The sequence below is a fragment of the Leptolyngbya sp. NIES-2104 genome (genome assembly GCF_001485215.1).
Taxonomy (GTDB): Bacteria; Cyanobacteriota; Cyanobacteriia; order Leptolyngbyales; family Leptolyngbyaceae; genus Leptolyngbya.
In genome coordinates, this window is record NZ_BBWW01000001.1 from 5,284,341 (window position 1) to 5,300,555 (window position 16,215).

The 16,215-nt window shown below is 47.4% G+C and carries 18 protein-coding genes; 9 read left to right on the plus strand and 9 right to left on the minus strand.

Going from position 1 to position 16,215, the window contains the following annotated elements; translation table 11 throughout:
• Window positions 1–251 precede the first annotated feature (251 nt).
• Together NIES2104_RS25380 and NIES2104_RS25385 are read right to left on the minus strand one after the other, a co-directional pair.
• The gene (locus tag NIES2104_RS25380; protein WP_059001057.1) at window positions 252–575 is read right to left on the minus strand and encodes a hypothetical protein; all 324 of its coding nucleotides are present in this window, start codon (window positions 573–575) and stop codon (window positions 252–254) included.
• Window positions 568–786 carry a hypothetical protein gene (locus NIES2104_RS25385; RefSeq protein ID WP_059001058.1) on the minus strand — a complete coding sequence of 73 codons (219 nt, stop codon included), beginning with the start codon at window positions 784–786 and terminating at the stop codon, window positions 568–570. Before NIES2104_RS25385 ends, NIES2104_RS25380 begins: the two co-directional genes overlap by 8 nt.
• 166 nt (window positions 787–952) lie before the next feature.
• Here NIES2104_RS25385 and NIES2104_RS25390 point away from each other — a divergent pair, with 166 nt between their 5' ends.
• Complete coding sequence (locus NIES2104_RS25390; protein WP_059001060.1) at window positions 953–1,378, plus strand: hypothetical protein; 426 nt, start codon at window positions 953–955, stop codon at window positions 1,376–1,378.
• A 275-nt stretch (window positions 1,379–1,653) separates the two neighbouring features.
• A complete protein-coding gene (locus NIES2104_RS25395) occupies window positions 1,654–1,866 on the plus strand; it encodes a hypothetical protein (protein WP_156427049.1) in 213 nt (70 codons plus the stop codon).
• A gap of 32 nt (window positions 1,867–1,898) precedes the next feature.
• On the opposite strand, the gene hemL is transcribed toward NIES2104_RS25395, so the two are convergent.
• Window positions 1,899–3,197: a glutamate-1-semialdehyde 2,1-aminomutase gene (gene hemL / locus NIES2104_RS25400; protein WP_059001064.1), complete on the minus strand. Its 1,299-nt coding sequence runs from the start codon at window positions 3,195–3,197 to the stop codon at window positions 1,899–1,901.
• A 106-nt stretch (window positions 3,198–3,303) separates the two neighbouring features.
• Here hemL and NIES2104_RS25405 point away from each other — a divergent pair, with 106 nt between their 5' ends.
• Window positions 3,304–3,501: a ChaB family protein gene (locus tag NIES2104_RS25405; protein WP_059001066.1), complete on the plus strand. Its 198-nt coding sequence runs from the start codon at window positions 3,304–3,306 to the stop codon at window positions 3,499–3,501.
• Window positions 3,502–3,546: 45 nt separating this feature from the next.
• Here NIES2104_RS25405 and NIES2104_RS25410 read toward each other — a convergent pair whose 3' ends face one another.
• A complete protein-coding gene (locus NIES2104_RS25410; RefSeq protein ID WP_059001068.1) occupies window positions 3,547–3,924 on the minus strand; it encodes a DUF1257 domain-containing protein in 378 nt (125 codons plus the stop codon).
• Between the two features lie 11 nt (window positions 3,925–3,935).
• The gene (locus NIES2104_RS25415; RefSeq protein WP_059001070.1) at window positions 3,936–5,519 is read right to left on the minus strand and encodes an AAA family ATPase; all 1,584 of its coding nucleotides are present in this window, start codon (window positions 5,517–5,519) and stop codon (window positions 3,936–3,938) included.
• Between the two features lie 64 nt (window positions 5,520–5,583).
• Here NIES2104_RS25415 and NIES2104_RS25420 point away from each other — a divergent pair, with 64 nt between their 5' ends.
• From NIES2104_RS25420 to NIES2104_RS25435, 4 genes are all read left to right on the plus strand, one after another.
• The gene (locus NIES2104_RS25420) at window positions 5,584–6,387 is read left to right on the plus strand and encodes a hypothetical protein (protein ID WP_059001072.1); all 804 of its coding nucleotides are present in this window, start codon (window positions 5,584–5,586) and stop codon (window positions 6,385–6,387) included.
• 172 nt (window positions 6,388–6,559) lie between these two features.
• Window positions 6,560–7,750 carry an ABC transporter ATP-binding protein gene (locus NIES2104_RS25425; protein WP_059001074.1) on the plus strand — a complete coding sequence of 397 codons (1,191 nt, stop codon included), beginning with the start codon at window positions 6,560–6,562 and terminating at the stop codon, window positions 7,748–7,750.
• A gap of 67 nt (window positions 7,751–7,817) precedes the next feature.
• Window positions 7,818–9,962 carry a PAS domain S-box protein gene (locus tag NIES2104_RS25430; protein WP_059001076.1) on the plus strand — a complete coding sequence of 715 codons (2,145 nt, stop codon included), beginning with the start codon at window positions 7,818–7,820 and terminating at the stop codon, window positions 9,960–9,962.
• 51 nt (window positions 9,963–10,013) lie between these two features.
• Entirely contained in the window at window positions 10,014–11,303 is a 1,290-nt protein-coding gene (locus NIES2104_RS25435; RefSeq protein WP_059001078.1) for a sugar ABC transporter substrate-binding protein, read from the plus strand.
• Between the two features lie 38 nt (window positions 11,304–11,341).
• Here NIES2104_RS25435 and NIES2104_RS25440 read toward each other — a convergent pair whose 3' ends face one another.
• Window positions 11,342–11,611, minus strand: coding sequence for a DUF1830 domain-containing protein (locus tag NIES2104_RS25440; protein ID WP_059001080.1), 270 nt, complete (start codon window positions 11,609–11,611; stop codon window positions 11,342–11,344).
• A 415-nt stretch (window positions 11,612–12,026) separates the two neighbouring features.
• Window positions 12,027–12,509: a hypothetical protein gene (locus tag NIES2104_RS25445; protein ID WP_059001082.1), complete on the minus strand. Its 483-nt coding sequence runs from the start codon at window positions 12,507–12,509 to the stop codon at window positions 12,027–12,029.
• 138 nt (window positions 12,510–12,647) lie between these two features.
• Here NIES2104_RS25445 and hetZ point away from each other — a divergent pair, with 138 nt between their 5' ends.
• Window positions 12,648–13,790 (plus strand): heterocyst differentiation protein HetZ, encoded by a 1,143-nt coding sequence (hetZ, locus tag NIES2104_RS25450; protein WP_202815115.1) that lies wholly within the window; start codon window positions 12,648–12,650, stop codon window positions 13,788–13,790.
• 12 nt (window positions 13,791–13,802) lie between these two features.
• Window positions 13,803–14,792, plus strand: coding sequence for a hypothetical protein (locus NIES2104_RS25455; protein ID WP_059001087.1), 990 nt, complete (start codon window positions 13,803–13,805; stop codon window positions 14,790–14,792).
• Window positions 14,793–14,951: 159 nt separating this feature from the next.
• Here the strand turns inward: NIES2104_RS25455 and NIES2104_RS25460 are convergent, their stop codons facing one another.
• Together NIES2104_RS25460 and NIES2104_RS25465 are read right to left on the minus strand one after the other, a co-directional pair.
• Window positions 14,952–15,551, minus strand: a complete 600-nt coding sequence (locus tag NIES2104_RS25460; protein ID WP_059001089.1) for a pyridoxamine 5'-phosphate oxidase family protein — start codon at window positions 15,549–15,551, stop codon at window positions 14,952–14,954.
• 9 nt (window positions 15,552–15,560) lie between these two features.
• Window positions 15,561–16,178, minus strand: a complete 618-nt coding sequence (locus NIES2104_RS25465; RefSeq protein WP_059001092.1) for a glutathione S-transferase family protein — start codon at window positions 16,176–16,178, stop codon at window positions 15,561–15,563.
• Window positions 16,179–16,215: the final 37 nt, after the last annotated feature.

The following is a 16,215-nucleotide window of genomic DNA, read 5'->3' on the forward strand; positions in this document are numbered from 1 at the left end:
GAATGTCAGTATGGTAACAATTGTGAGTGTTCTTCGCTCTCTGAATTCTTGCCGTAGAAGTCTGAAACTGCGCTTCAAACACATATGTATAATCCTTCTGAGTGAGTAGAGGTTGGCGGACTTTCAGACTCAGAGTTCCCTACAAGTTAGAGTGCAGAACGTCTAATCAAACAAATGTTATTTGCGTCATAATACGAATGAGCGATTACCCCAATTCGTCACTCCTGAAAGAAAGTTGCCCGATCGAAACTTCACCTTCTTTTCAAACTGACCTCAAATGCCAACTCTACAGGCAAAAACTGCTCAACCGTTGCCGACAAAACCAAGGCTCTCGCTTCAAATCTGGACAAATTCCCGCCTAACGGGACAGCAAGCGTTTGTCGTTCCCATACGGCTCCCAGTTCTAAGCCCATCTCATACGGCAATACGTTCACACTCGAACCTGAATCCAATAAGCCTGTCCCTCTCAAAGATTGATTCCGATAGCTCAAGGTGATTGGAAGATAAGGCAGCGTACTCAATGCACCTAGATTTGAATCAACTTCGGTGAAGGCAAATCGGACTTTATCAACCATGTGACGCTACTTTTTCCTCTGCTAGTGCTCTAGCTAAGACCGCAGCAGCTTCAAACGAATCATGTAATCCTTGCGGTTCTGTTTTTTCTTGAGTCTCCAAAGGCTTTAAACCTGCCTCTTTGAGCAGTTCTCCGGTCAACAGATGAAGCAGTAAGAGCTTGTCAGAGTAAGACAAGTCTTTCAATTTGGGTAAGAGTTCGGCAAGAGACATTCGTTTTTCTCACGCTGGATTATTCCTATCTTAGAGGTTAGTAACGCTTCTGGTGGAAATGGCTCGATCGAAGTTCTCAAGAACATACCGCCCCTAGATAGGTGTGTGGCGATCGATCAAGCTGTTAAAAGTAAAGCCCTGCTATTAACAACCGGGAGATTGAACCGTGAGTAATCCAGATGACAGCGCTATCACTCCTTCAGCGGAAGACCAGCAAGATACCAAGATGCTTCAGATCGATGGCAATCGTCCGATCGACAATAGTGATCTTGATGTCCAAAAGGTTTTACAAATTGATGGAAATCGTCCGGTTGTAGCAGACGACATTGAGGTGCGTGGCACGATCGAGGTTGACGGTAGTCGTCCGATCGCAGCCGATACATTAGATAGTGACAAAAGCTTGGGAATTGATGGCAATCGTCCGATCGATCGGAGCGATTTGAATGTGGAAAGAGTGATGTATGTGGATGGTGAAAGACCGATCGCAGCGGATGAAGCTGAGGTTCGCAAAACGCTTCCGGTGGATGGCGATCGCCCAATCATGTCGGACAATCGAAAAACCCCAGATATGATTGAGGATTTCATCGATTAGGGATGTGCAGATAAAAATGTCGATCGCTTGACTCCATCCTAGAAATCGATTAGTCTCTCAAGTTAAGCAAATCTACAATTTGCGAGTCCGACCCAAGAACTAAAACCGCCGCTGCCCAAAGTTGTTACCAGCAACAGTGAGCAGCTAACCATCCAAGACTGCGACAACAGTCCGGGAGGCTAACGTAGGATGATAGCATCTGAAGTAGCCACCTCGATTTTTAATGGATTGGGGTGGCTTTGGTTTTTGGGCTTTCTTCACATAAGAAAAAGCCCATGAACATGAATCTACAAGACTTCTTACAGCGTTTTGAGTCCGATCGAGACGCGGACAAATTGCAGCACGTTTTGATTGGATCACCCGAAAGGATTCAGGAAGTTAAACAAACGCTTCATGCTTTGAGGTATGCCGATATTGGGCTGTGGAGTGCCATTATTCCAATGCCGGGAACGAGTCTATCGATGAGTGTGCTGACGCGGTATCGATAGGGAAATGGGGACTCGATCGAGTCCCCATCTGCTTATAAGTTCGACATGACAGAGCGAGCGGCTTCGATCGTGCGATCGACATCTTCATCGGTGTGAGCCAGCGAAGTAAAGCCAGCTTCAAACTGTGATGGAGCGAGATAAACACCTTGCTCTAACATGCCGCGATGGAACTTGCTGAACTTTGATAGATCCGATTTTTTCGCATCTTCGTAGTTATGAACCGGACCTTCAGTGAAGAAGAAACCGAACATTCCGCTAATCGAACCACCACATGACGGATGACCTGTTTCTTTCGCCACATCGAGTAGACCTTTGATCAAACGTGAGGTAATGCGATCGAGATATTCATAAGTTCCCGGTTGGCGCAGCAATTCGAGCGTTTTAATACCAGCCGTCATCGCTAAAGGATTACCCGAAAGCGTTCCCGCTTGATACATTGCACCGGAAGGCGCAACCATTTCCATGATTTCGCGACGACCGCCATAAGCCCCAACAGGCAGACCGCCACCGATCACTTTACCTAAAGTCGTCAAATCGGGAGTAATGCCAAATTTCTCTTGCACACCACCGTAAGCAATGCGGAATCCGGTCATCACTTCATCGAACACTAATAGCGCTCCATGTTCGGTTGTGAGTTCGCGCAAGCCTGCTAAGAAACCAGGATCAGGGGGAATGAACCCGGCGTTTCCGACGATCGGTTCGAGCATGACACCTGCAACTTCACCCGGATTCTCTTCGAGTAGCTTTTTCACCGCGTCTAAATCGTTGTACGGTGCATTCAGCGTATTGCTGGTAGTTGATTTGGGCACACCAGGGGAATCAGGTAAACCCAGTGTTGCAACTCCTGAACCTGCTTTCACCAAGAACATATCCGCGTGTCCGTGGTAGCAGCCTTCAAACTTGATAATCTTTTCGCGTCCGGTGAAGGCTCTCATCAAGCGCAGCACCGACATACAAGCCTCAGTGCCCGAATTTACGAAGCGCACCATTTCAATGCTGGGAACCGCATCGATCACCATTTCAGCTAAAACGTTCTCTAGATAAGACGGCGCACCGAAACTGGTTCCTTTTTCCGCAGCGGCTTGAATGGCTTGAATCACGTCGGGGTGAGCGTGACCGCAGATTGCCGGACCCCAAGTGCCGATGTAGTCGATATATTTATTTCCATCGACATCCCAAGCATATGCACCTTTGACGCGATCGAACACGATCGGTTGTCCACCGACGGACTTAAACGCCCGAACGGGAGAACTGACTCCACCCGGCATCAACTTCTGAGCCGCAGCAAAGATTTCATCTGATTTAGTGGTTTTCAAAGTACCTGTGATCAAAATTTTCTCCTTAAATCCAATCCTGAAGATATTCCGTAGGGTAGGGGATTTTTTCCCACAACAGCGTGATACTACACAATTATCCCATTTACTGGAGGCGACTTAGATGTCGTACCAAAGTAATCGCGAATTGCCAGAGAGTGTTCGCGATCGACTATCGGAAACTGCCCAGCACTTTTATAGGGTAGCGTTTAACTCTGCGATCCAGTGGTACGGTGAGGAGACAAAAGCCCATCAAATTGCGTGGAGTGCGGTGCGAAATCAGGCAGTGAGTCTAAATAGCGCGATCGTTGAAGTTCTGTAAAGTTTAAGTGCCGTTGAGAGTCCCCCTCGACGGCACTCGATTTATTTAAACCCAACGTCCTACAACGACTCGAACCGTTCCATCTTCTAGGACTTCTTCGGCTTCGATCGTATATCCTTGCTCTGCGGCAGTTTTCTGTAACTGTTTGTGAGCGTACTTTTGCTGAATCTCGTTCACGAATTGGGTTTGATTGATTCGCGCTCCCCAAAAATCAGCAATCAAAACATAATTATCGTCGCCTTCACGCCGAAAACCGAGGTCGTAACCGTTCGATCGACGAATCACGAATTCTGCCTCAGTTTTATCGCCTTGATAGCCGCGTACGAGTGCATTTTGCTCCACTTTGTAACCGAGTTCGCGCAGGGTTTCACACAGCACTTCGCCATCTTTGATCTGAACTTTGATTGTTGTAAAGTGTGACATTTGGATTTCCTCTAAAAATCAATTCCACGCTGGCGAGTAATGGCACGTAACTCTTCGATTAACTGTACATCTTGAGAAGCGGGACGTGCCCCCGAATTTGCCGCCCATTGTTTCAAGCCGTCGATTTGATCGCGTGCGATCGCGGCAAGTGGGACGGTTTCTTCGATCGCTTGCACAATGTCTTCAGTCGTAAAGTCTCGACGGTTGCCTAAACTTCCTTGACTGAAAGCGCGTTGCATTCCGTCAATGATGGTTTGTTCAATTTCTGCACCACTGAATTGATGCGTTTGACGAGCGAGTAAAGTGAGATCAAATTCTCGCAAACGGCTCGATCGTAATCGTTGTAGATGCACTCTAAAGATTTCACGCCGCTCTGGTTCGGTCGGCAAATTCAGGAAAAAGATTTCATCGAAGCGACCTTTACGGAGAAGTTCAGCGGGCAAGATTTGAACATTATTTGCGGTGGCAACGATGAAGACGGGACTCGTTTTTTCCTGCATCCAGGTGATTAAGCTACCGAAGACACGGCGACTGGTTCCAGAATCTCCGTCCATGCCTGCATTGATGTTTCCGAAGGCTTTATCGATTTCGTCCATCCAGAGCACGCAGGGTGCGATCGCTTCGACGATTCGGATCATTTGACGCACTCGGCTTTCACTTTCTCCGACCAGTCCCCCGAACAATCGACCTGCATCAAGCCGCAATAACGGTAGTCGCCATTCATGCGCGATCGTCTTTGCTGACAGTGATTTGCCAGTTCCTTGAATTCCCGCGAGTAGAACGCCTTTCGGGTTCGGAATTCCATAGCGCCTCGCCTCTTCGGTGAAGCTATCTTGGCGCATCTGTACCCATTTCTTCAGGTTATCCAATCCGCCGACGCTTTTAAGTGATTCCTGAGTTGTGAAAAATTCGAGAATTCCGGTTTGGCGAATGGCTTGGCGTTTAGCTTCGAGAACACTATCGATATCTTGTTCGCTGATGTGTTGTTTTGCTGCGATCGCTTTTGCTAAGACTCGCTGAATTCGCGCCCGACTCAATCCCTGACAGGCTTTTACTAATTGTTCTTTACCCAGCTGAGAGAGTTTGAGCTTTTCAGGCACAACAACCTGTGAGATTAAGGTATCAATCTCCTGAGTATTGGGTAGCGGGAAATCGATCACGGTCATTTCTTCGATGAATTCTTGCGGCACATCGAGAGAATGACTCGTGAGAATTAATGTTTTTCGACTGCGCTTGAGGTCACGAGCGAGATTCTTGATCTCACGAACGATCGGAACATTACTTGCTTGTAGTGGAAATTTCAGAACTGGATGAAGGTCGCGCAGAACATAGACCGCAGATTTATCGTTTGATGCTTTGGCAATTCTTCCGAGAGCCGCGATCGCGCTTCCTTTGTCGGCTCCCGTATCGTCCCAACCTCGCACAATATCCCAGCGTCTAAGTTCACGAGAAGCGCGATCGCAGACTTCCGCTAAGACTTCCTCGATCGGTTCTTCCTCGACTCCGACAAGGTAAATCAACGGGTATCGAGCGCGTAGCATCAGATCAAGCTGCTCGACTATTTCTTCGTGAGAGTGGGAGAGATTAGAAGCCATGTGCGCTATTGTGGCAGAAACTCCTCGATTCGATCATAGTTCAAATATACCATAATCAAGGAATATGTCCGATTCTCCGAATGAATTTGATGCTGTCTTAGGAAATTCTGCCCGTCCGATGATGGGTAGTGTAGTCTTGGGCGGACTTGAAGGAATTCGGCAACGCTTAAAAAGCGATCGCATTGATCAACGAATTGCTGCACTACAGCAAGTTCAACACGCACCAGCAGGATTAGATTTATTAGTTCAGGCGTTGAATGATTCTGCGATCGCAGTTCAAAAAGTTGCTTACAAGTTATTGCAGCCTTATCCTGAATTGCTGCAAAACTATCCCCACTATCGACTGTTTGAATGTTTAGCAGCATTGAAAGGGCATCACACTGGAATTACTGCGATCGCACTAGCAACTCAGCATTTAAGGTATTTCGATCGCAAAGTTGCGATTAGTGCGAGTCGAGATGGACTGATTCAAGTTTGGGATATTGCCGCAGAAGAAGCAACGTTTAGCATTCCTGCTTATACATTTGTGTACACGATTTCGATCGATACAGAAGCAGATATTTTTACAATTCAAGGGGCTAGACGACAGATTAAATCTTGGAGCTTGAAGAATGGGCAAGAGATTGATCCGACTGAAATCAAGCTCAGACAGATTGCATCAGTGACGCGGAACAACGATCGCTATTTGATCAGCGGCAGTCAAAACACGATCAAGGTTTGGGATTTGCAAGCAGGGCGAGAAATCTGCCAATTGAAAGGACATCAAAGTTTAGTTACCGCTGTTGCAGTCAGTGAGGATCAAGCTTTGATTGTGAGTGGAAGTGAAGATCGAACTGTCCGGATCTGGGGAATTGCAGATCAGCTTTGAGAAACAGCGATCGCATGAATTTGTGTGTGTCGATCGACAACAATTCCAGGCTTGAATAATTGAATCAGAGCCAGGTTAAATTCTAATAACAATCTGATGTTTGAACTGTGCGATTGAGACCAATGCTTCCGAATGCGCTACACTTTCTTCTACGAATTAGGGAAATGCGATCGTGGCTCAAGTCGTTCTCGAAAACGTCTACAAATCCTATCAGAAGGGAGATCAAAGCGAAAATTCTGCTGTTTTGCGATCGATTAATCTTTTGATCGAAGACGGCGAATTTATGGTTCTGGTTGGACCTTCAGGCTGTGGGAAAAGTACGCTGCTCAGGCTCATTGCTGGACTCGAAGAACTCACGGCTGGAAACATTCGAGTGAGCGATCGCGTTGTCAATGATCTCCCGCCGAAAGAACGCGACATCGCCATGGTGTTTCAGAACTATGCACTCTATCCGCACATGAGTGTCTACGATAATCTTGCATTCGGACTGCGCCGCACTAAGTTAGATGGACAAAATGCGAATTGGTCAGAGAATATAGCAGTCGGAATTACCCGAAATTTGCCATCTGGAATGCGGTTTGTTAGCGATCGAGAAAAAGCCGTGCAAGAACGAGTCAAACTGGTGGCTCGAATGCTACAAATCGAGCCATTGTTAAATCGACTACCCAAACAGCTTTCGGGTGGACAAAAACAGCGCGTCGCGCTCGGTCGAGCCATGGCACGCAATCCACAAGTTTTCCTAATGGATGAACCGTTATCGAACTTAGATGCAAAACTCAGAGCCGAAACACGGGCGCAGATTGTCAAACTTCAGAGACAACTCGGAACCACAACGATTTATGTGACGCACGATCAAACTGAAGCGATGACTATGGGTGATCGCATTGCCGTGATGAACGCGGGACAAATCCAACAACTTGCCACACCGTTAGAACTCTACACCCGTCCTGCAAATCGATTTGTCGCGGAGTTTATCGGTTCACCGCCTATGAACTTTCTACCCGTCCAAGTCCGCGCCCCGCTCACCTTACATCACGCCTTATTTCAACTCACACTACCTGAACGCTGGGGAGCCGCGCTAAACCGCTACAACGGCGAAATGATCACACTGGGAATTCGCCCTGAGCATCTAATGTTCGCTGATTCCACCCCAAAATCTGTTTTGGTTGCTGTCGATTTAGTCGAGGCTTTGGGACATGAAACCGTTCTGTCTGTACGTTTGGCAGACAATTCCGACACGATGCAAGTCCGGATCGAACCCGATCGCCCTGTAAAACTTGGTGAAGCTCTGCGGCTTGATTTCCCCACAGACAAAATCTATCTATTCGATAGTAAAACGGGTGCAGCGATCAGCCCTTATTAATTGCTCTCAATCTAATTTACTTTTTGGGAACTCTATTGATCAACGTGTTTTACATCAGGGTTTCAGGATGATTGGCGAAATTGAGCAGACCGCATTAGAGCTTTGGCAAGTTCTCGATCGAGTTGCCGCTCCAATTTTTATCAAAGATCGTCAGCATCGAGTCATATTTGCAAACCGCGCACTCTGCCAGCGATCGCACTACAGCCTTCCAGAATTTCTCGAAAATGTCGATCGCATTCTGTCCGCTGAGATCAGAGACGATGAAGCCATTTTTCTCACCGGAACTCAAGTGACCCAATCCGGCTATCTCCATGATGCGACGGGGATTGCTCAGGAGATTTCGATCGTCAAAGCGATCACCTATGATGCAGTCGGAACACCTTACATTGTTGCCACGATCGCTGATGTGCTGACTCAACCCAAAGCAACTCAACTAGAGCAGGAAATCCAAGAGCGAAAAGCCGCAGAAGCCGCCCTAGTGCGATCGCAGCAACGCCTAACCCTGCTCATTCAACAATCACCGTTTATGTTCGTGGAGTGGACGGCTCAATACCAGATTCAGACTTGGAATGCCACTGCTGCTAGAGTTTTCGGGTATCGGCGCTCAGAAGCGGTGGGTCGATCGCTCGATGAAATCTTACCAGAACTCGCACGAGAAGAAGTACTCAATCAAATTGCGCCCTTGTTAACACAATCAGGAGTCACTCAGCAAGTTCAAACCCATCAAACCCAGAGCGGTCAAACCATTGTCTGTGAGTGGTATCACTATCCTTTACTCGCCCCAAACGGCAGCGTTCTGAGCATTGTTTCGATGGGAATTGACATCACCGATCGCGTTCAGAGCGAAGCCGAACGCCGACAAGCAGAGATTGCCCGATTAAAATCTGAGAAACGATTGTCTCTACTGATTCAACATGCTCCTTTAGCGATCATTGAATGGACACCTGAATTGCTCGTCAAAGACTGGAATCCAGCGGCTGAGAGAATGTTCGGGACATCGCGGATCGAAGCGATCGGGCAATCTTGCGATCGCTGGACTCCAGAAAAGGTTCAACCCGAAATGAACAAAGTTATCACTAAATTAATTGAGTGCAAAGGTGGGACGCATAACATCAATGAAAACATTAGAAGCAACGGAGAAATCATTACTTGTGAATGGTACAACAATCAGATTTTAGATTTCGATGGAAACGCGATTGGCATTGTTTCGATGGTGATGGATATTACCGATCGCATTCGACTCGAAACCGAACGAGAGCAAACCGCGATCGCGCTGAAACAATCCGAATCTCAACTCCGCCAACAAACTCAAGAACTCGAAAACGCCTTCAAACAGCTTCAAAAAACTCAGGCGCAACTCATTCAAAACGAAAAAATGTCCAGCTTAGGGCAACTCGTCGCAGGCATCGCTCACGAAATTAACAATCCAGTGAGTTTTATCTATGGCAATGTTGAACCTGCAAAGCAATACATTGAAGATTTGCTCCATGCAATCCATCTCTACGAAACCGATCACCCGCTTCCAAGTGAACGAATTGCTGAGCAATTACAAGACTTAGATTTAGAGTTTACTCGACATGACTTATTCAAGCTGCTCGATTCGATGGGAACTGGAGCAGAGCGAATTCGGGACATTGTGCAATCGCTGCGAAGCTTTTCGCGCCACGATGAAGCCGATCTCAAAGCCGTTGACTTACACGAAGGAATTGACAGCACACTGATGCTATTGCAGCATTTGTTGAAATCGAATCGCGCCTCTGGAAATCCGATTCTTCGCCCCACGATTCAGGTGATCAAACAGTATGACAAGTTGCCGAAAGTGCAGTGCTATGCCGGATTATTGAATCAAGTCTTGATGAATCTGTTCTCGAATGCGATCGAAGCGATTAACGATCGTTGGCAAGCTGAAGAAATCGATTTCACACCGACCATTGAGATTCAAACTTCTCTCTTTCAAGAGACAGAAACTGCGGAATGGGTGAGAATTGCGATCGCGGATAACGGTATCGGTATGACTACGGCAACTCATCGCCGCTTATTTGATCCCTTTTTCACGACAAAACCTGTGGGACAAGGATCAGGACTCGGTTTATCTGTGAGTTATCAAATCGTGACTGAGCAACATGAAGGGCGATTGAAATGTGAGCGAACCTGCGATCGAGGTGCCACTTTTGTGATTGAAATCCCAGTGAAACAGTTGTTGTGGAGTTGAGCGGACTTATCCGGTAAACTGGGCTACGCTGCGATTCAATTGTTTAGATCCATGCGTCAAATCAGATCTTGGAAAACGTTCACGATATTTACAATTTTGGGAGTTGTTCTCAGTTGGCTTGTCAGTTGTGGAAGTGGAACCCCAACAGGACAAAATGCAGCCGATGATCAGCTTGATTTTTGGACGATGCAACTCAGTCCGCAATTTGATGACTATTTCAAATCGCTGTTTGCCAAATTTGAGCAAGAAAATCCAGGTGTGAAAATTCGCTGGACTGATGTTCCGTGGGCGGAAATGGAACGTAAGATTCTTACATCGGTTGCCGCAAAAACGGCTCCAGATGTGGTGAATCTCAATCCTGGATTTGCGTCTCAGTTAGCAGAACGCGGAGCCTGGATGAATCTAGATGAGAAGATTCCAGCCGATGTGAAGCAGCAATACTTTCCGGGAATTTGGCAAGCCAGTATACTGAACGGTCAAACCTTTGGTGTGCCTTGGTACCTCACAACGCGGGTCGCGATCTACAACACAGATTTAATGAAGAAAGCAGGAATCGCGAAACCGCCTACCACTTATGCAGAACTCGCTCAAGCTGCAAAGCAAATTAAAGACAAAACTGGAAAATATGCCTTTTTTGCAACCGTCGTTCCGAATGATTCCGGCGAAGTGATGGAATCATTCGTTCAGATGGGGGTTCAGCTTGTCGATTCTCAGGGCAAAGCCGCGTTTAATTCACCTCAAGGCAAAGCCGCGTTTCAATACTGGGTGGATATGTACAAAAATGGCTTGATGCCGAAGGAAGTTCTGACTGAAGGACACCGACACGCGATCGATCTTTATCAACAAGGCAATACCGCAATCCTGGCATCCGGAGCCGAATTTCTGAAGACCATCTCCAAGAATGCGCCTTCGATCGCGAAAGCTTCTCAGTCCGCGCCCCAAATCACCGGAGACACAGGCAAAAAGAACGTTGCCGTGATGAATGTGGCAATTCCGAAAGACACCGATCAGCCGGATGCCGCCGTAAAATTTGCGCTATTCCTGACTAACAATGAGAATCAGCTTGCCTTTGCCAAAGCAGCAAACGTCCTTCCTTCAACGATCCAGGCAACGAGGGATACTTATTTTACGACTGCACCCGCGAATGCAACCTCGATCGACAAAGCCAGAATTGTCAGCGCCGGACAGCTTCAACAAGCAGAAGTCCTAATTCCCGTAATCAAAAATATCAAGTCCTTGCAGCAAACGATCTACGAAAATCTTCAAGCCGCAATGCTCGGACAGAAAACGGTCGATCAAGCCCTCTCTGACGCTGCCCAAACTTGGAACAGCCAATCTTAAAGAAATCCCTCACTCAAAGTCCCCCACTCATGGGGGATTTAGGGGACACAAGCCGCCAACAATGAAGCGATCGAATCAGAATCCCGGACTCTTAGCCGCTCACAAGAAATCGTATCGGTCAAAGTCGAACGCGCTCCTGCGTGAATTTCCAAATGAGCCGCTTGGGGCGCTTCAAACATCAGCCGCTCTCCCGGAAAAACGACCCGCTCAAAATACCAGTTTGGAAGATCCACAATGCGAACGATTTGAATGTGGCGCGTCGCATTCGTATAGCAGCAAAGGGTTGCAGCACTAACTTGAGAATTCATTTGCTAAACCAAAAAATCAAACTTTGGCGATCGTAACAGCCTTTTTTAATTCCGAAGCTCTTCCTTTTAGCAGATTCACAGGGTTCCCAGAGAAACTAATTTTCTGCGCTTTCGCACTCCGAAAAATCGCCTAAAAGCTTGTTCTATCTTCGATCAGAGCAATTTTAAGCCGGAAATTTTATATAAAGCTTTCATGAAACGGGGCTGAGAAAGCGTAAGGATTGTGTTTGAATCAGAGAGTTGAGGTTGTCTCCGTGTTCATCACGGTGCAATCTGGTATCAATCAGAAAAAGATGAGTATTCAGACGGTTGACTTTCAAGGAGTTTTTCTCCAGCCAAGGTCAGAACTGCAATTCTAAATCCTTCTACCAAGACTTAGATTTACAGTTCCAGCCCGCCCGAATTTCACCTTACATCAGGCGATATCACTTGGAATATTGAAATTAGTCACTGCATCTGCCTGTTCTCGCCAATATTCCTGAATCATGACTTCGAGTTCCGATCGCTGAACTTCTGTTCCGATCGTTGCATTTCCCGGCGTTTCAAAAAAAATCGTGCTGTACTCTTTATCCATCGCCAGCATCTGAAACAGGATATGTGTCACCGGAACAGGCAACGCGATCAAATTCGGATCAGCCAAATTATAAGGACTAGAAGCCACGTCCTTGAGGCTGGGAAAGGCATAAATGACGTTTTTCTCAGGTTCGTTCTGGGCACGATGACCAAGCGTTAGCATCACCCAATTTTGATCGAGCGTCTGCACCACGTAGTATTGAAGATGTCGTAACCGTTGCGCGATCGCGCCTAACACGGGAGCGATCGACTCAATCAACTCAGGAGTAGAGCCGTCTTGGGGAGCTTCATCGATTAGCGTTTGAAGCTGTTGATCTAAATTCATAAACCGTGCCATCCGCAAATAATCAGGGATTTCTACCACTATTGTGATCTAGGCATCACAAAAAAGTTCCATCAAACCAATGAGAGTAAGCCATTGATTTGCACGACACTAGAAACTGTGGGGGAAATCTGCCAGAGCGTGGACGCGATTTTTCAGCTCCTGTTAAACGAACTGAAACAAGCCACCACCGCCTCTGAGCGAAACTGCCGGGAAGTTGCCGATCGACTGACCCAGGAAGTTGTCCGAATCTGTTCAGAAAGCAAACGGATTCAAGCATCTGGAGAAATTCAAACGTGGGCAACCACACTCGCGAAACACCGATTACAGCAATGTTTGACGTACTATCGCCTCGGTTCTCGTCGGGGTCGCGCTGAGTTGCACAGCAATTTGAGCGCGGTGATTTACCGTTACATCACGCCACCGCAAACCCAATCAAGTTATCAAGCGCGGTTAGTTCTAATCGAAGATTTCTTACAAGGCTTCTATATGGAAGCGCTGAATGCGTTTCGTCGGGAGTCGCAGTTGGGAGCGAGTTACACGCCTCGATCGACGTTAGAACTTTCGGAATATATGGCGTTCACCGAGCGCTACGGCAAGCGGCGAATTCCTCTTCCCGGACATCGCAATCAGCAACTCATTATTCTCCGAGCGCAAACCTTCTCACAACAGCAACCGATCGAAACCCTAGTCGATCTAGAGCAAGCTGCTGAAGGTTCGATGTCCGAGGGCGAAAATCCTTGGAACATGGCATCGATTCAGCAGGTTCGCGAACAAATGGTCGCTCAAGAACCGGAATTGGCAGAAGACACCCTACGCCAATCGGTGATTAAAGAACTCGTTGCCTACCTCGAAGAACGCAAGCAAACCGACTGCATCGACTACTTCACGTTGCGGCTTCAAGATTTGCCTGCGAATGAAATCGAAGCGATTTTGGGCTTAACCCCACGCCAGCGGGATTACTTACAGCAACGATTCAAATACCATTTGATTCGATTCTCGTTCTCGCACCATTGGGAACTCGTCCACCAGTGGCTAGAGGCAGACTTGGAGCGCAATCTCGGACTCTCGAATCGCCAGTGGCAAACGTTACAACAACGCGCCACGGCAAATCAAGCAAAACTCTTGGATCTCAAGCAACAAAAGTTACCGGAAAGCACGATCGCACAACGATTAGGTTGCACCGTGAATCAAGTTCAGAAACAATGGTTTAAACTCCTTGAGCAAGCTTGGGAAATTCGTAATGACCAAGATTCCGGAGGAACCATCACGGCTGATGAATAGGGTGTTATCACAATGGATCACAACTTAGACAAGAGAACACAAGTTCTATTAAAACTGTTACAAAATCTCGGTCTTGTCGATCGACCTGATCTCCAGACAGATTTGCTACAGCCGCCCCTAAATCGTGATCCAGTCAGTGACTCCGTTCGTGGGATTAGTTCCTTCCGAACGCGCTCCTCACACGAGGATTCATCACACCAACCGGGAGAGATACCTGCTGTGCAAGATCGTTTTCATGCGCTGCTAAAACATCGTCTTCTTCAGGAAGCTCAGAACAATCCGCCTCTTTTCCCTTGGGAAAAAGAATCTGTGGATTATGATGCTGAGCCGTCCCGAACGGAAGCGCAACCTGCTTTAGTGGCTGCATCTGTTTGGTTACAACAAATTCGTCACATGAATTTGCCGATTCCCATGCCCGAAGCGGTCATGACCGAACTTCTGGCGCGGTGCCAATCGGTGTTATTCTCCTCGCTCCGAGAAGGAGCAAAATTGGTTCGGGCAGTCGATACGCTGTTTCCGGGTCAAACTCAACTGCTGAACAATGTTGCGGGTTACGTGATGGTGTCACCGGCTCGGTCTAAGGTTGCCAAGCTGCAAGACCTCGCGATCGAAATTGGCGAAGAACTGCCCCAGTCCTACGAAGGCGCGATCGAGACGCAACAAATGGCGTTATCGCTCTTAGCAGCACGGGAAATTCTCAGCACGTTGATGCTGACGGTTTCGACGGATCACCCACAATTAGAGCGCGAATGGCTCACCGAACTGGGAGCGTTTACGCTGAAGGTTGGGTATGAAACTGAGCGGTTATCGATCGAAGCGATGCTTCCTTGTGGCGGCAGTTTGTCGTTTCAGGGCGACGAGTCTCGATCGCTCGTCGATCGCAATGATGCGGGTCGATTGAGCTTGGAGATTCGGGAATTCGATGTCGATCGTGTTTACCCGTTAGAGATTCGCTTGGGTGAGCAGGATTTACTGACGTTTGCGATCGGTGTTCAGAAATAAAATTTGAGGCTGTGATTCAAGGGTGGAGGCGAATTGCTTCCACCCTTCATTTTTTTGCTTACAAAGCTTCGATTTTGACGGCTCTGTCGTTGTAGATTAGCTCCCCTCACCTAAGAAACAATGCAGCGTTAGTTGCACGTGAGACAGGATTAATATTCCTCAATTTCGCTCACTTAACTGTTGCTCTAATTGAGCAATACGAGCGTGTAGGGGAGCCACTATCGTCTCTACTTCAGCCGCCGAGTAGCGAATCGGGATGTGCTGCGGACAGTTCTCGCTGATTGCTTCTACATGGAAAAGAATTGCACGTTCAACCTCAGCGAGATAACCAGGAACTCGAAGCTGCTCGATTAATTTCGCATCTCCTTCAACAAATTCGGCTCTGCCCCAAATCTTGATGCGTTTGCGGTGACGGTAATCCATCAGAAATAGAAATGCCTTATCATTGCCGGACAGATTGCCGATCGTAATGTACTGTACATTGCCCGCGAAATCAGCAAAGCCTAGTGTTTTTTCGTCCAGCACCTTGAGGAATCCTGGTGAACCCCCGCGAAACTGAATGTAAGGGTAGCCCTTAGAACTGACCGTTCCTAAATAAAACCCATCGAGCTGAGCAATAAATTCCTCAATTTTTGGGGTGATGGTATCGTTAGCAGAACCACTGGCGATATATTTCTCATAAGTTTGCCGCGATCCTCGTTGTTCCTGTGCAGCTTTGACTTCAGGTGTGAATGCAATTTCTCCAAACTTGCGTGGCATAATCTTCTCCTAAACGGTGCTCGATGCTTCAATTCCATTCATCGCGATGAAACCGGGAAGACGTTTGACGCGATCGAGCCACTCAAGCACGCTGGGATAATTGTCGAGACTAATCTTGCCATCGGGACTTAGGGCAATGTAAGGAAACACTGCAACATCAGCGATTGTTGGATGTCCCAGTTCCAGCCATTCCTGCTGTGCTAGATGATGATTCAGTTGAGTCAAGATAAACTCAGATTTTTGAGTTGCCAGTTCCAAATTGATGCTTGTGAGATTAAACAGATGATGCAAGCGTGCCGATTCGGGACCCTGTCGGATTTCCCCTGCTGTTGTTGAGAGCCAGCGCACGACTCGACTCATCGATTCTGCCTCCAATGGTAGCCAAGACTGATCACCATACTGCCGTGCTAAATACACCAGAATCGCTTGGGCATCTGGCAGCACGATGTCTTCGTCAACCAGAACTGGAACTTGTCCAAATGGATTTAGAGCCAAGAATTCAGGCTGTTTGTGTGCGCCCTTGAGCAAATCGACTTGAATCCACTCGTAATTTAGGTTCAGCAGCGACAGCATGAGTTTTGCTTTGTAGCTGTTGCCAGAAACGCTGTGTCCATAAAGTTGAAGCATGATTTGTTTTTTCCGAAGTGTACCGTTCGTCCGGTCT

Excerpts from the sequence above, each read along its gene's own strand:
- NIES2104_RS25440 (WP_059001080.1), bottom strand. The coding sequence starts at position 11,611 with ATGAATTCTCAAGTTAGTGCTGCAACCCTTTGCTGCTATACGAATGCG.
- NIES2104_RS25430 (WP_059001076.1), top strand. The coding sequence starts at position 7,818 with ATGATTGGCGAAATTGAGCAGACCGCATTAGAGCTTTGGCAAGTTCTC.
- NIES2104_RS25395 (WP_156427049.1), top strand. The coding sequence starts at position 1,654 with ATGAACATGAATCTACAAGACTTCTTACAGCGTTTTGAGTCCGATCGA.
- NIES2104_RS25380 (WP_059001057.1), bottom strand. The coding sequence starts at position 575 with ATGGTTGATAAAGTCCGATTTGCCTTCACCGAAGTTGATTCAAATCTA.
- NIES2104_RS25415 (WP_059001070.1), bottom strand. The coding sequence starts at position 5,519 with ATGGCTTCTAATCTCTCCCACTCTCACGAAGAAATAGTCGAGCAGCTT.
- NIES2104_RS25460 (WP_059001089.1), bottom strand. The coding sequence starts at position 15,551 with ATGCCACGCAAGTTTGGAGAAATTGCATTCACACCTGAAGTCAAAGCT.
- NIES2104_RS25435 (WP_059001078.1), top strand. The coding sequence starts at position 10,014 with ATGCGTCAAATCAGATCTTGGAAAACGTTCACGATATTTACAATTTTG.
- NIES2104_RS25445 (WP_059001082.1), bottom strand. The coding sequence starts at position 12,509 with ATGAATTTAGATCAACAGCTTCAAACGCTAATCGATGAAGCTCCCCAA.
- NIES2104_RS25465 (WP_059001092.1), bottom strand. The coding sequence starts at position 16,178 with ATGCTTCAACTTTATGGACACAGCGTTTCTGGCAACAGCTACAAAGCA.
- NIES2104_RS25385 (WP_059001058.1), bottom strand. The coding sequence starts at position 786 with ATGTCTCTTGCCGAACTCTTACCCAAATTGAAAGACTTGTCTTACTCT.
- NIES2104_RS25455 (WP_059001087.1), top strand. The coding sequence starts at position 13,803 with ATGGATCACAACTTAGACAAGAGAACACAAGTTCTATTAAAACTGTTA.
- NIES2104_RS25410 (WP_059001068.1), bottom strand. The coding sequence starts at position 3,924 with ATGTCACACTTTACAACAATCAAAGTTCAGATCAAAGATGGCGAAGTG.
- NIES2104_RS25420 (WP_059001072.1), top strand. The coding sequence starts at position 5,584 with ATGTCCGATTCTCCGAATGAATTTGATGCTGTCTTAGGAAATTCTGCC.
- NIES2104_RS25405 (WP_059001066.1), top strand. The coding sequence starts at position 3,304 with ATGTCGTACCAAAGTAATCGCGAATTGCCAGAGAGTGTTCGCGATCGA.